This is a genomic window from Vibrio sp. Isolate30, assembly GCF_022397975.1.
GTDB classification, from domain to species: domain Bacteria; phylum Pseudomonadota; class Gammaproteobacteria; order Enterobacterales; family Vibrionaceae; genus Vibrio; species Vibrio fortis.
The window spans coordinates 216647-230036 of record NZ_JAKEUS010000006.1; the positions used below are offsets into that span (position 1 = coordinate 216647).

General features: G+C 44.4%; 13 protein-coding genes. 4 read left to right on the plus strand and 9 right to left on the minus strand.

Features of this window, described 5'->3' with window-relative positions:
• Positions 1 to 322 precede the first annotated feature (322 nt).
• The 5 genes from L1D60_RS15865 to zntR form a co-directional block, all read right to left on the minus strand.
• The gene (locus L1D60_RS15865) at positions 323 to 2092 is read right to left on the minus strand and encodes a DUF5906 domain-containing protein (RefSeq protein WP_239841968.1); all 1770 of its coding nucleotides are present in this window, start codon (positions 2090 to 2092) and stop codon (positions 323 to 325) included.
• A gap of 82 nt (positions 2093 to 2174) precedes the next feature.
• Positions 2175 to 2597 (minus strand): hypothetical protein, encoded by a 423-nt coding sequence (locus L1D60_RS15870; protein WP_239841969.1) that lies wholly within the window; start codon positions 2595 to 2597, stop codon positions 2175 to 2177.
• 117 nt (positions 2598 to 2714) lie between these two features.
• Complete coding sequence (locus tag L1D60_RS15875; protein ID WP_239841970.1) at positions 2715 to 2888, minus strand: AlpA family phage regulatory protein; 174 nt, start codon at positions 2886 to 2888, stop codon at positions 2715 to 2717.
• A 113-nt stretch (positions 2889 to 3001) separates the two neighbouring features.
• A complete protein-coding gene (locus L1D60_RS15880; RefSeq protein WP_239841971.1) occupies positions 3002 to 4204 on the minus strand; it encodes a site-specific integrase in 1203 nt (400 codons plus the stop codon).
• 377 nt (positions 4205 to 4581) lie between these two features.
• Entirely contained in the window at positions 4582 to 5016 is a 435-nt protein-coding gene (gene zntR / locus L1D60_RS15885; protein ID WP_239841972.1) for a Zn(2+)-responsive transcriptional regulator, read from the minus strand.
• Positions 5017 to 5350: 334 nt separating this feature from the next.
• On the opposite strand from zntR, the gene purH reads away from it, so the two are divergent.
• A complete protein-coding gene (gene purH / locus L1D60_RS15890; protein ID WP_239841973.1) occupies positions 5351 to 6943 on the plus strand; it encodes a bifunctional phosphoribosylaminoimidazolecarboxamide formyltransferase/IMP cyclohydrolase in 1593 nt (530 codons plus the stop codon).
• A 133-nt stretch (positions 6944 to 7076) separates the two neighbouring features.
• Positions 7077 to 8363 (plus strand): phosphoribosylamine--glycine ligase, encoded by a 1287-nt coding sequence (gene purD / locus L1D60_RS15895; RefSeq protein ID WP_239841974.1) that lies wholly within the window; start codon positions 7077 to 7079, stop codon positions 8361 to 8363.
• A 295-nt stretch (positions 8364 to 8658) separates the two neighbouring features.
• On the opposite strand, the gene L1D60_RS15900 is transcribed toward purD, so the two are convergent.
• Both L1D60_RS15900 and hupA read right to left on the minus strand, forming a co-directional pair.
• Positions 8659 to 9366: a DUF1481 domain-containing protein gene (locus L1D60_RS15900; RefSeq protein WP_239841975.1), complete on the minus strand. Its 708-nt coding sequence runs from the start codon at positions 9364 to 9366 to the stop codon at positions 8659 to 8661.
• A 46-nt stretch (positions 9367 to 9412) separates the two neighbouring features.
• Positions 9413 to 9685, minus strand: a complete 273-nt coding sequence (gene hupA, locus L1D60_RS15905; RefSeq protein WP_004729753.1) for a nucleoid-associated protein HU-alpha — start codon at positions 9683 to 9685, stop codon at positions 9413 to 9415.
• A 271-nt stretch (positions 9686 to 9956) separates the two neighbouring features.
• Between hupA and L1D60_RS15910 the strand changes: the two genes are divergently transcribed.
• A complete protein-coding gene (locus L1D60_RS15910) occupies positions 9957 to 11132 on the plus strand; it encodes a hemolysin family protein (RefSeq protein ID WP_239841976.1) in 1176 nt (391 codons plus the stop codon).
• Positions 11133 to 11192: 60 nt separating this feature from the next.
• Here L1D60_RS15910 and L1D60_RS15915 read toward each other — a convergent pair whose 3' ends face one another.
• Entirely contained in the window at positions 11193 to 11780 is a 588-nt protein-coding gene (locus tag L1D60_RS15915; protein ID WP_239841977.1) for a DUF416 family protein, read from the minus strand.
• A 71-nt stretch (positions 11781 to 11851) separates the two neighbouring features.
• Between L1D60_RS15915 and L1D60_RS15920 the strand changes: the two genes are divergently transcribed.
• Positions 11852 to 12778, plus strand: coding sequence for a D-2-hydroxyacid dehydrogenase (locus tag L1D60_RS15920; RefSeq protein WP_239841978.1), 927 nt, complete (start codon positions 11852 to 11854; stop codon positions 12776 to 12778).
• Between the two features lie 4 nt (positions 12779 to 12782).
• Here L1D60_RS15920 and L1D60_RS15925 read toward each other — a convergent pair whose 3' ends face one another.
• A complete protein-coding gene (locus L1D60_RS15925; protein WP_239841979.1) occupies positions 12783 to 13328 on the minus strand; it encodes a DUF4136 domain-containing protein in 546 nt (181 codons plus the stop codon).
• Positions 13329 to 13390: the final 62 nt, after the last annotated feature.

Genomic DNA, 13390 nt, shown 5'->3' on the forward strand with positions numbered 1-13390 from the left:
ACATACAAAGATATTGCGCTTACTCAAGTTGAGTAACCATTAGACGCGCCCAATTATTTAGAATCCCAATAAATTAGACGGTGGAATATTTTCACCCCTCCATATTTGGATAGTTCCTAACTGGAATCATGTTTTGGTTGTACCCTTACCTATCAAAAACATGAGTCAAAAAGTGCGAGTATTGGGGTTTACGGTGGGTTTAAAATAAGAAATCCAAGCAAAAATCGCAGAACAACCAATAATTAACAACAACTTATGAGGTTTAATTTGTTCATAGGTGATTATCAAACCAAAAAAACCGCCCTTTATTGGACGGTCATTATTACTTGTATTCGTAGTGCTCATTAAAGAGTCGTTCCATTTCCTCTAATGGTTTTGTTCTGTAGCAGTTAGGGCGCTCCCCATTAATTGACTTCTTACCACCATCAAGCAAACCGACCACTCTCTTTAAGTATGTTCCAAGCTTAATATCATTACACCTGTCATAGCTTTGTAAGCTCATCCTGTCGCAATATTCCGTGTATGAATTAAAGAAACTCTTTTTAGGAATGACTTTAACAGAATCAAGATCGTGACAAACATTACCATCAACCAGTGAACCCTCATCTAGAACTGACTTAAGCCATACAGCCTCACTAGGTAGTGACTCCATAATCTGCTGCTGTGTAGCGTCTGTCTTTGGTGCTTTGCTTAGGTTGTACGGTTCAATGTCGTACGTCTTTAGAAAATTAAACAACTGTCCCATAACCTCACCAGATTCAATATCTTGATACAGCTCTGAGAAATATTGCTTATCCTGCTTCTTTTCTTCCGACACTTCGAGCACAAAGAAACGTCTTTCATCTTGCGTTTGTGGCACTGCCCAATCGTTATTTGTACACATCATAAAGCGGTGGTAGCTATCCACTTCAATAGCATCCTTTCCTTTAGCTTCAATGGTGACGGTGCTCTCTGTGATTAACGTTCTTAGTTTGCCAGCGTCTTTAGCTGAACCACTCCAGAATGCTTCCTCAATGGTCACAAATAGCTTATTTGCTAGGTGACTGTTAAATGCTCCAAGTAAATGCTTACCATCCTGTACGCGCATAGCGTGTTGGCCTAATAGCTTTTCAAGCAATATTGATACTGTGCTTTTCCCCGTGCCTCTTGCTTCTGACTTAAGAACAACACAAACACCGCTCTTTTTCTCTGGTTTTTGAACAATATGAGCCATCCAAGCAAGTAGGTATTTAAAGTGCTCGTTGTCTCCATTACAAATAATGTGGAGCAAGTGCCACATAATACGGTCTAGCTTGTCGTCACCCTCTACAGCATCAACCGCAAAGCCTGACCACATGTTTAAGAATCGACCACCAGCGCGATTTGATGGGTCAAACACAACACCGTGATATGTCTTTCGGTCAATATCTTTCATCCATAAATCAAAACAGTTGGCTTTCTTAATCTTGTCCTCTGCCATGTATGTAAAATTTAAATTCGCATAAAAGCCGCGCTTTTGGTGTTCCTGTGTAAATTCGTAGCTAACATTGCCCTTGTAGTCTGTAGATTTCTCACACACAAGCGTTTTAGAGCCATGCTTCACAACTGAATGGCTAGCATTGAACGTGTTAACTATCTGCTCCCTGTGTTCGTCCAATTCTTCATCTGTGGCCTTGCGACACAAATCAATCAAAACGTCATAAGCTAATGGTGATTCTTCTTTGCTTACTAAGTGTAAGTAGGTTGGCTTGGTGGTGTCAGTGGTGAGGTAGTTAATTGCGTCAGCTACTAGGCTAACGTTTGGCTCTCTCTTTCTTCCCGTGAGTGATTCAACTGCGTCAGCTTCTTTATCTGCGTCTGTTGCTGAATAGCCAGCTTGAACCATTGAGCAATGAATATCATCGGCAATCTGTTTGTTGCTCGGCTGTGTGGTTGGGGTTTGATAAAGCTCTTTGAATGTAGATATGATTCGTTTGTTGGTTTCATTACCGATGCGCGACACATCAATATTTTCAGCGTCACCAAATGAGATAGGCATTTCGTGACAAATTGCGTCAGCTAGTGCTTTCTCTAGTCTGTATGACTCGTCTTTTTTTCGTGATGTCTTAGCCATAATGGTATAAACTCTTTTAAGTTGGCTGGCGGTCATTCTTTGGTCGGATACACCACCAGCCTGTTTTGGAAAGCCTGCTTACTTAGTGGGCTTTTTTCATTTCAAGCAGTTCAAATAACTTTGCTTTTGCCTCTTCAAGTTCTTCAAATGCGCTCTTAACTCGGTTTGCACCGTTCATTGCTTCTTTATGAGAATCAGACTTTAGCTCTGCTTTTCTCTCGGCTCTTGCTAATGCGTCCATTGTTCTGTCTTGGCTTAAGTGCCTTGGGTCAATGTATCTAGACTCGATAACACCATCCTCAACACAATCAATGAACCTCCAATGTAGATATCTATCACCACGCAACCTTTGTTGTATTGAGCGGTAGTTTCTACCGAATCTTTCGCACAGCTCATCTTCAGAAACGGCATCACCTTCAAGATAAAGATCCAGCATTTGCCTTTCTGGTTTACCTAGTGGTGGAATCGCCTCTGTTGGTACGCCTATTAACTCACTATTGCTCATATTTTCCCCTTTGATAACTACCTATGAATTAACTAACTCCCTACAACTGATTGTTTTAAAATGATTTAACACAACCAAACCAATGAGATTCAATCCATAAACCCCAACATGAACCCATTAACTGTTTGATTCAATCCAGTTATTGTATGAAGACACAGTCCAGCCTTGTGTTCTGTTTCTAACGATAATTGGGCGCGGCAATCTCCCATCCTTAACCATTTTGTAAATAGTTGTTCTTTTCTTGCCTATCAGCTCCATCATTTCTTTAATAGTGATTAGTTTTTCTGGCATGTCGCTTACTCCTGTTTGTTGATTTATGTTCATTTTACCTAGAAACGGATAAGTCCGCTCGAACTAGAGTAGAGGAAAGTTGATTAATTAATCGAGTTCTACTGTGTTTGGCGCTATCTAATCCCCACCACATTTTGGTGTGTATGCGTCTCTGTTAGTTTTGATATCCATATCTCTAATGCTGCTCTTTTCTTTTCAATGTGCTGCGAACGGTTATAGATAGCCATTACCCCACCTAGTGCGTGACCTAACATCTGCTCTACTACATAAGGCTCTATTTCCATGTCATTTAGCTTTGTTGCGAACGTTCTACGTAAATCATGAAGCGTCCATGATTCCTTGTGCCCCAACTTTTTACATAAGCCACTACCAACACTAGATACTGCCTCTGGTCTTTTTAACTCTCCTAAGATGTACCCAGACTTTGATATTCTAATTAGGCTTTGGATATGGTCTTTTAGGCTTTCTGGTATTGGTCGTTTAATCTCTTGGCCTGTCTTACTGTTCGCTTTTGGCGTTGTCCAAATCATCTCGTCCAAATCCCATTCATCCACCTTTGATAGTCTTATCTCTTGAGTGCGACAACCAAACACGATTAATAGGTGTACTAGGTTTTTGTAATACCAGTTAGATTTGATGTCCTGCGTCCAGTGCCAAACATCCATGAGTTCAGACCATGACAAAACACGGTCTTTCTTCCCTTGGTGTTCGCCTATGTCGGAGATATTAAGGTCATCTAGTGCTGTAGAGTGAGCAAACTGTCGATTACGACAAAACTTAAGTGCTTGCTTGGCATTCTGTAGGATGTAGCCACTAGCTTTAGGTGCTGCTCTGTGGTGTGTGCCGTTGGTAATATCATCGAAAACTTTCACCCAGTGTCGAGTTTCACACTGCTCTAAAGGCAAATGACCAATAAATGGGAACACATGCTTATCAAACTGTGCTCGGTGCTTTTCGTGGTTGGCTCTGTTCTTAGCCGCGTAGTTATCTAGCCAGTATGTAATGGCATCTTTAACCGTAACGGCTTCTAGTATCTTCTCTTTTTTTAGTTGCTTCTGAACCTTTGGATCGTGACAACTAGCTAAAACCTTTCGACACTCAATAGCTTCACTTCTGGCCTCTGCCAAGCTCATTACCGGGTAAGTACCAAGTGTTAAATCTTGAGGTTTGCCGTTGTAGCGGTATCTAAATACAAATGAGAGTTTGCCTGTCTTGCGGTGGTAGATGGTTAGCCCGTCACGGTCTGCAATCTTGATAGGTGCTTTATCGTGTTTCTTTCCGTCTAGTGCTTTCAGCTTTGAATCTGTTAATGCCATGTCTCAACCCTGTCCTAATACTGTCCTAATTAGAATTAAAGGTTAGGTCACTTTAAGTTGTTGTATTTACTTACTTTGTCCTAACTGTCCTAACTGTACTAAGTTAATAATGAATTACTTACAGATTTTATGAGCAATAAACCAACCCACACTAAAACCCACAATTAACCGTACTCAAACAAAGATAAAGATAAACAAACAGAAACACAATCAGCCCGTAAACCACTGTAATTAGTGACTTTAGCTGAACTAATGATAGAAATAGATAAACAAAGAGAAATGTTAGAATTGATAATACGGCATGAACTAATCGTTCTGACGTATAGAAATTTAAAGCCCAGCTTACTCAGTAAGTTGGGCTTTTTTTATATCGGTGCTCAGTCGCCGCAACAACTGCCTTTCTGGGTATTCTCGGAATCCAATGCAGCTAAAATCGAGCAATGGCTTGCATCATCATCCACATGCCCACAACAAGCGTCATTGATTTTTTTCAGTGCGATTCGAATACGGCTCAACTCGGCAATTTTCTCATCAATCATCGTCAACTTGGCGCTGGTAATCGACTTCACTTCCGCACAACTGTGTTGCGTGGCCTCTAACCGAATATCGAGTAATTCTTTAATCTCTTCGAGACTCAGGCCCAGCGCCTTTGATTTTAGAATGAATGTCACTTGCTTTTGGTTATTTTCATCATAGAGGCGATACCCAGAGTCACTGCGACTTGCAGGGGCAATCAGACGGTTTTTCTCATAAAACCTCAGCGTATCCGCCGTCACGCCACAACGTTTCGCCAATTCTCCTATCTGAAACATAGTTTTTCCTGATTTTTCGTTACTGCCACAATTAACCTTTTCGTTACTTTTCAAGCTCAAATGGCAATTTTCATAATTATTTTTGAGATGCCAAACGATTGCGCGAGCTTTTTTGTAATAAATTAGTTAGAATGTGCGCCATCAAATTTGGAGACTGTTACTTTCTTAGGTATTAAACATAAGAAGAAGCGGAATCTCAAAGGTCTTTACCAAAACTGGCCAATATTTTATCTCTTGCTCTGTTGTACTCCACTCAGAGTGTAGAAGATAGAAACAAGTTCTTTTTTGGCAAATATCTTTATTTTAACTCCATGAATTTGAGGAAGATGGAAGCATGAATAACGCTCGTCCAATTCGCCGCGCCCTAATCAGCGTATCAGACAAAACTGGTATCGTTGAATTTGCACAAGCCCTTGCTAACCGTGGTGTAGATATCCTATCTACCGGTGGCACTGCTCGCCTGCTTGCTGAAAAATGCATCTCTGTAACAGAAGTATCTGACTACACTGGCTTCCCAGAAATGATGGACGGCCGCGTTAAGACTCTACACCCAAAAGTTCATGGTGGCGTTCTAGGCCGTCGTGGTCAAGATGATGAAGTGATGGAAACTCACGGCATCAATCCTATCGATATGGTTGTTGTTAACCTATACCCATTCGCAGAAACCGTTGCTAAAGAAGGTTGTACGCTTGCTGATGCCGTTGAGAACATCGACATCGGTGGTCCAACAATGGTTCGCTCTGCAGCGAAAAACCACAAAGACGTTACTATCGTTGTGAACGCTCATGACTACGACCGCGTTATCGCTGAAATGGACGCGAACGAAAAATCTCTAACACTAGAAACTCGCTTCGACCTAGCTATCGCAGCATTCGAGCACACGGCTTCTTACGACGGCATGATCGCAAACTACTTTGGCACTATGGTTCCATCTTATGGTGAGAACAAAGAAGGTGATGAAGAGTCGAAATTCCCTCGTACGTTCAACCAACAGTTCGAGAAGAAGCAAGACATGCGCTACGGTGAGAACAGCCACCAAGCAGCTGCATTCTACGTTGAAGCAAACCCTGAAGAAGCGTCTGTTTCTACGGCTCGCCAAATCCAAGGTAAAGCACTTTCTTACAACAACATCGCTGACACTGACGCAGCACTTGAGTGTGTGAAAGAGTTCGACGAGCCAGCATGTGTGATCGTTAAGCACGCTAACCCATGTGGTGTAGCACTAGGTAAAGATATCCTAGAAGCTTACGACCGTGCGTTCAAAACAGACCCAACGTCTGCATTTGGCGGCATCATCGCATTTAACCGCGAACTAGACGCAGCGACAGCAACCGCTATCACTGAACGTCAATTCGTTGAAGTTATCATTGCTCCTTCTGTTTCTGCTGAAGCAGTAGAAATCGTCGCGGCTAAGAAAAACCTTCGCCTACTTGAGTGTGGTGAGTGGACAACTAAGACAACTGGCTTTGACGTGAAACGCGTTAACGGCGGCCTACTGGTTCAAGACCGTGACCAAGGCATGGTGTCTGAAGATGACCTTAAAGTGGTTTCTAAGCGTCAACCAACCGCTGAAGAACTAAAAGATTCTCTATTCTGCTGGAAAGTAGCGAAGTACGTGAAATCTAACGCGATCGTTTACTCAAAAGGCGACATGACTATCGGTGTAGGCGCTGGCCAAATGAGCCGTGTTTACTCTGCGAAAATCGCAGGCATCAAAGCTGCAGACGAAGGTCTACAGGTTGAAGGTTGTGTAATGGCATCTGATGCATTCTTCCCATTCCGTGACGGTATCGACGCGGCTGCAGAAGCGGGCATCAAGTGTGTTATCCAACCAGGCGGCTCAATGCGTGATGACGAAGTTATCGCTGCAGCAGATGAGCACGGCATGGCGATGATCTTTACGGGCATGCGTCACTTCCGCCACTAGAAAGAAAAGATACGAGAGCGCTTCGCTACGGGAAACGAGAACGCTGCGCTCCGAGATGAGCAACACTATCATTTAGTGTTGCTCAGACATTTTCTAGTTCTACTACTATCAATTTTGATTGAAGGTTTAAAACATGAATGTATTGATTATTGGTGCAGGCGGTCGTGAGCACGCACTGGGTTGGAAAGCAGCACAAAACCCAAACGTTGAAACAGTTTTCGTTGCTCCGGGTAACGCAGGTACTGCACTTGAGCCAAAACTAGAAAACGTAAACATCGGTGTTGAAGACATCGCTGGTTTAGTGGCGTTTGCTCAAGAGAAACAAATTGAACTGACTATCGTTGGCCCAGAAGCGCCACTGGTTATTGGTGTGGTTGACGCGTTCCGCGAAGTGGGTCTGCCTATCTTTGGTCCAACTCAAGCAGCAGCGCAGCTGGAAGGCTCTAAAGCATTCACTAAAGACTTCCTAGCTCGTCACGATATCCCAACCGGTTCTTACGCGAACTTCACTGAGATTGAGCCAGCTATCGCTTACGTTCGTGAGCAAGGTGCGCCAATCGTAGTTAAAGCTGACGGCCTTGCGGCTGGTAAAGGCGTTATCGTTGCGATGACTCTTGAAGAAGCGGAAGATGCAATCAAAGATATGCTAGCAGGCAACGCATTTGGCGAAGCCGGTAGCCGCGTAGTGATTGAAGAGTTCCTTGAAGGCGAAGAAGCTAGCTTCATCGTGATGGTAGATGGCTCTAGCGTACTGCCTATGGCCACCAGCCAAGACCACAAACGTGTGGGCGACAAAGACACTGGCCCTAACACCGGCGGCATGGGTGCTTACTCTCCTGCTCCTGTAGTCACGCCAGAAATCCACAACCGTATCTTGGAAGAAGTTATCTACCCAACGGTACGCGGTATGGATGCTGAAGGCGCACCTTACACAGGTTTCCTTTACGCTGGCCTAATGATCGACGCTGACGGCACGCCGAAAGTTATCGAATACAACTGCCGCTTCGGCGATCCAGAAACGCAGCCTATCATGATGCGTATGGAGTCTGACCTTGTTGAACTTTGCCTAATGGCTATCGACGAGAAGCTCGACCAAGCTGAGTCGAAGTGGGATCCACGCGCTTCAATCGGCGTTGTTCTTGCAGCTGGCGGATACCCTGCTGACTACGCAAAAGGTGACGTGATTTCACTACCGACAGGCGATGTTGAAGGTCAAAAAATCTTCCACGCTGGTACAGCGAATAACGAAGCTGGCGACGTTGTGACGAATGGCGGTCGAGTTCTATGTGCAACGGCCCTTGGCAATAGCGTTTCTGAGGCTCAGGAGCGTGCGTACGCGCTAACTAAGCAAGTTAGCTGGAATGGTATGTTCCACCGCAATGACATCGGTTACCGTGCGATTGAGCGCGAACAGAAGTAATCACTGTTAAGATTGCAGATACTAAAAAGGCGCATCATGCGCCTTTTTTAATTTTTGAGCCTAATTTATACCAATCGTAGTAAATAATTGCTCACCCTAGCTTGTAAAAATGCTCGATAACTGCGTTAGAATTTTTGATTGTAGAATAACTACTTATCGAAAAATTCTGCCTTGTCCTCAAGCCTTTTTCCTGCGCTATTTTTGATCACTTATTTACTGTGATTGGTATTACAGCCTTCAGAGTATTTGGCCTACCATGATCCTTTTACTCCAAATATTGCTCAACACCATAATTCTACTGCTCTTTCAGCAACGTAGGACGCACAATACAGTTGTGACTGTCTTCTGCTAGCATCAGCAGCTCTTCAACAGAAACACTACCCTTACCAAGCGATACATTACCTAATACCGCAGCATAGCTGTCGACGGTTGCCAAGCGATTAATCACAAAGCTTGGTAATGTTTGGTTAAACTCAAACTCGGAGAACTCGTCACCATCACAACTCTCAAATGAGCGGCCATTCCAGTAGCCTTGTAGCAACTCTAAGCCTTCACCGTTTTGCTTATCAGTCGCGGTTAAGACACCACTCGCCTCTTTTTTGTAGCGCTCTAACTGTTCGGCTTGAATCGGTAAGATTTTTCCATCGATGCGATGTTGTTGATAGACCGCGTCACCCGATGTATTAAAGCGTACATGAACTCGATATGGAACGAGTTTGCCATTAGAGTCGCGCTGTTCACCTTCACGGATGAATTCGCGTAGGATGCCATCTGACCAAGCATAATCGGTTTTGTACCAGCCATAATCGCCTACAGTAACGTAATCGGCAGAGCTGTGTGGCTGTGTAAGCTTATTAGTGACCCAGTAAAAGCTGGTTGCATCACCCATAACCTGACCGCCGGTGTAGGTTTCAAATTGTTCGAGATTTTGTGTCGGATTAGATGAAGAACATCCAACGAGAAGTGCTGAGAAGAGAGAAACGAGAAGAAATGTTTTTTTCATAAAACCTGTACCGAGGTGGAATACGACTACCTCGGTACAGTTTAGATTATTTCACTGAATCTTTCAGTGCTTTACCCGCAACAAATGCTGGAACATTTGCAGCAGCGATTTGAATCTCATCACCAGTTTTTGGGTTACGACCAGTGCGAGCTGCACGGTGGTTTACTTTGAAAGTACCAAAACCAATTAGCTGAACTTGATCGCCGTCTTTAAGAGCATCAGTTACACCGCCAAGAGTCGCTTCTAGCGCAGCTTTCGCTTGAGCTTTAGAAAGGTCCGCTTTTTCAGCAATAAAGTCGATTAATTGGGTCTTGTTCATTTTAGGTTTCCCTTCTTTGTATTTTTAAATTCAATTCACTCTAAAACATAAATGCCCCATCTGGCAAAGGTTTGTCGACGATCTTTGACTCTAATGCCGTAGTTTTAGCCATAATATGAGTAATAACTCACAATTTGTTACTGAAATTCCCTTCCCAGCCCTTGTTTAAAGGGGGCTGAGACTAAAATTAATGATGACCAAAGCATCAATTTTTTTCTATAATCCAGCTTGAATCGCTGACAAAGCGTACAATCTATCATTAAGGGCAAACATGCTGCTGCTAACTATCTACGTCTCCATTGCTATTGGAGTTTCTTTCATCTGTTCTGTTTTGGAAGCTGTGCTACTGAGTATTAGTCCGAGCTACATCGCTCAACTAAAACAAAATGAGCACCCTGCGGCCGAGTCTCTCGACAAACTGAAAACAGACATCGATAGACCTCTCGCTTCTATCCTAACGCTTAACACCATCGCGCATACTATCGGTGCTGCGACTGCGGGTGCACAAGCGGCAGTTGTGTTTGGTAGCCAGTGGCTAGGTGTTTTCTCTGCCGTACTTACGTTAGGCATTCTAGTACTGTCAGAAATCGTACCTAAGACGATTGGTGCAACCTACTGGCGTCAGCTAGCGCCAGCATCGTCTACTGTACTGCGCTGGATGGTGTTCTTCCTCACGCCATTTGTATGGTTCTCAGAACAAATTACCAAGCGTCTAGCGCGTGGTCACGAAGCACCAAAGATGCGCGACGAATTATCTGCGATGGCGATCTTAGCGAAAGAGAGCGGTGAGTTTGCAGAGGGTGAATCTAAAATCCTCAGCAACTTGCTTGGCATTCAAGACGTTCCAGTCACTCAAGTAATGACGCCACGCCCTGTCGTATTTCGTGTTGATGCTGAGATGACAATTAATGAGTTTCTATCTGAGCACAAAGAGACGCCATTCTCACGCCCGTTGGTTTACAGCGAGCAGAGTGACAACATTATTGGCTTCGTGCACCGTTTGGAGCTATTCAAGCTACAACAAGCGGGCAGTGGTGAAAAATCACTGGGTGATGTAACGCGACCAATTCACGTGTTGCTTAACAACCTAGTGCTACCAAAAGCTTTCGACCAGATGATGGCTAAGCGCCTGCAACTAGCGATGGTGGTCGATGAGTACGGTACTATCCAAGGTATTATTACCCTTGAAGACATCTTTGAGCACCTAGTGGGCCAAGAGATTGTCGATGAAGCTGACAAAAATACAGACATGCAAGAGCTTGCGTTTCAGCGCTGGGAGAACTGGAAAGAGACCCACGGCGTAATCGAAAGCCGCGATGACGAGCATGAAGAAGAGCTCGAAGAGAAAGCGGAACAAAAAGAAGAGCTAGAGACTGAGGAAAAAACGGAAGCCAAAGCAGAAGTTAACCAAGAATCAGAAAGCTCTTCAACTGACAAAAAAGCATAATCAAGCGCATACAATAAAGGCTCCCTCGGGAGCCTTTACTTTTACTGTTCGATTGAAAGCTTAGATAGCAACACCGATGTTGCTCACAGGCTCTTCGCGCAGTTCATGACGCAGATCTTTAATCAACTCAATATCGCGCTCCGTGGTTTCACGTAGAGGGCGGAAGATAGCCCACTGAACGTCCCACTCTTCACATACTGCTTCGTTCTCTTTTTGGTTCTGGTTAGTCACTTCGTCTGCACCCTGAGCAAACTCCAGATCCGCAACTGTCTTAACCGACTGTTGGCTAACCTTGATCACCGCTTCAAACAAGTGCTCACGATCCAATAAGCCATGCAGCAGTGTAGCAAGACCTTGGCACGCGTCCATCGCAGGATATACACCGTAGAAGTCAAAATCTTCTGCACTTGGGAATAGCTCTTCAACTTTCTCTAGTTGACGCTCAAAGTTCACCTTCGCGGTTTTTACCGTTAGGATCTCCCAGACACTATCTAACACATCACGGTAGATTCGTGCTTCGGCAAATTCTGTATTCTCACAAAACATGGCATAGTTAGGGTACATACGCTCACACAGACACGCCATGAAAGTAATTTGTTGCCAAGGTTCTAGTTTTTCAAGACGAACCTGAAGTGGATTCTGTAGCATAGTCACTCAATAGTTGCAGAAAAAGACAGCGAAAGTGTACTTGATAAACCTTAGGGAAAAAAGGTAAGCCGATGAACAATTTCACCAATAAACTCTATATTCTCACCGAGCACAACGACACCTACCAACAACTGGTCATTGAACACGCCTTACCCGACCTAGAAATCACAGAAAACGCTGCAGAGGCTGACATTGTACTCGCCGCTCCACCTCTGGTTGCTCAACGCCTGAACGAGTTCACCAAGCTGGATTGGCTGCAAAGCACTTACGCCGGTATCAATATGCTAACTAGCCCTGAGCTTCGTCAAGATTACACACTCACCAACGTCAGAGGCATCTTCGGACCACTCATTGCCGAGTATGTCTTAGGTTACAGCATCAGCCACTACCGCCACTTTCAACACTACCACCAGCAACAAGCGCAAAAGCAGTGGCAACCACAGCTCTATCAATCGCTCAGCGGCCGCACCATGGTGATTCTCGGCACGGGCTCAATTGGTAGCCACCTTGCAAAAGTGTCGCAAGCCTTCGGTATTCAAGCGATTGGAGTTAACCGTACTGGTATACCACCGCGTCAAAGCTCATTTGATAGCACTTACCATATCAACGAAGCACATGTTGCTTTAAAGCAGGCCGATATCATCGTCAATACCCTGCCTGCAACACCACAAACCAACAAACTGCTTAATGGTGAGTTGCTTAGTCATTGCCAAGAGGCACTGTTATTCAATGTGGGCCGTGGTAATACACTCGATGAAGCGAGCCTGTTGTTAGCACTCAAAAATCGTTGGATAGAACACGCGTTCCTCGACGTGTTTGAAAGCGAACCACTAGCACAAGAACATCCTTTCTGGGGGCTGCCCCAAATTACCATCACCCCTCATATTGCAGCCCTTAGCGAGCCGCGTCAGGTAGTCGAGATTTTTGCCAACAATTACCACTCTTGGCGCGATGGTTTCCAACTCAAGTACCAGATCGATTTCGACAAAGGCTACTAACTACCTACTTCACTTGTGGCGCTGCAATTGGGTACTCTTCGAACATCTGCTGAACCTGATCTTGAACGAACTCATTTCGTTCTTCAGAATCCATGGTTTCAGTCAGCTGTCTTTGAGAGACAGAGCGCCACACCACATCATTGGTTTGGGTATCAATCAAGTTTACACTGAGCTTGCCGTATTTCTTCTCTTTAACTCGAGTTGGTGTACTAACCCCAGCGCCATATCGGCTATTGATGCTGCCCGTACCAAAGCCAAAACTAAAGGTGGGTCCATCCGCCAGCAATTCAGAGGCTTCTAAAATCTCATAGTAGACAGTCAATTGACCATCCGACTCCGACAAGCGCATTCCTCTCAGTGCCATCTCTTTGTCGACCGCTTTTTTAATTCGAGCGCCATCTAAGGTCACCGGAGTATTGGGGTCTTCATGATATTGATAGGTAGAAAAGCCACTAAAATCGACCGAGGAGTCGTAATCGGTCGCCACGTCCGAAGCGCAACCAGAAACCAGCATTACACTTAATAACCAAGCAAAACCCACTCTCAACATACTCAACTCCTTCGAATTTCCACGTTATGTAGATCATAGTCGAAAATTATCGAGACACTCGT

What these genes read in the sequence shown, in the direction of transcription:
- L1D60_RS15915 (WP_239841977.1), bottom strand. Translation starts at nt 11,780, where the DNA reads ATGCTACAGAATCCACTTCAGGTTCGTCTTGAAAAACTAGAACCTTGG.
- L1D60_RS15880 (WP_239841971.1), bottom strand. Translation starts at nt 4,204, where the DNA reads ATGGCATTAACAGATTCAAAGCTGAAAGCACTAGACGGAAAGAAACAC.
- L1D60_RS15920 (WP_239841978.1), top strand. Translation starts at nt 11,852, where the DNA reads ATGAACAATTTCACCAATAAACTCTATATTCTCACCGAGCACAACGAC.
- hupA (WP_004729753.1), bottom strand. Translation starts at nt 9,685, where the DNA reads ATGAACAAGACCCAATTAATCGACTTTATTGCTGAAAAAGCGGACCTT.
- L1D60_RS15910 (WP_239841976.1), top strand. Translation starts at nt 9,957, where the DNA reads ATGCTGCTGCTAACTATCTACGTCTCCATTGCTATTGGAGTTTCTTTC.
- purH (WP_239841973.1), top strand. Translation starts at nt 5,351, where the DNA reads ATGAATAACGCTCGTCCAATTCGCCGCGCCCTAATCAGCGTATCAGAC.
- L1D60_RS15870 (WP_239841969.1), bottom strand. Translation starts at nt 2,597, where the DNA reads ATGAGCAATAGTGAGTTAATAGGCGTACCAACAGAGGCGATTCCACCA.
- purD (WP_239841974.1), top strand. Translation starts at nt 7,077, where the DNA reads ATGAATGTATTGATTATTGGTGCAGGCGGTCGTGAGCACGCACTGGGT.
- L1D60_RS15900 (WP_239841975.1), bottom strand. Translation starts at nt 9,366, where the DNA reads ATGAAAAAAACATTTCTTCTCGTTTCTCTCTTCTCAGCACTTCTCGTT.
- zntR (WP_239841972.1), bottom strand. Translation starts at nt 5,016, where the DNA reads ATGTTTCAGATAGGAGAATTGGCGAAACGTTGTGGCGTGACGGCGGAT.
- L1D60_RS15925 (WP_239841979.1), bottom strand. Translation starts at nt 13,328, where the DNA reads ATGTTGAGAGTGGGTTTTGCTTGGTTATTAAGTGTAATGCTGGTTTCT.
- L1D60_RS15875 (WP_239841970.1), bottom strand. Translation starts at nt 2,888, where the DNA reads ATGCCAGAAAAACTAATCACTATTAAAGAAATGATGGAGCTGATAGGC.
- L1D60_RS15865 (WP_239841968.1), bottom strand. Translation starts at nt 2,092, where the DNA reads ATGGCTAAGACATCACGAAAAAAAGACGAGTCATACAGACTAGAGAAA.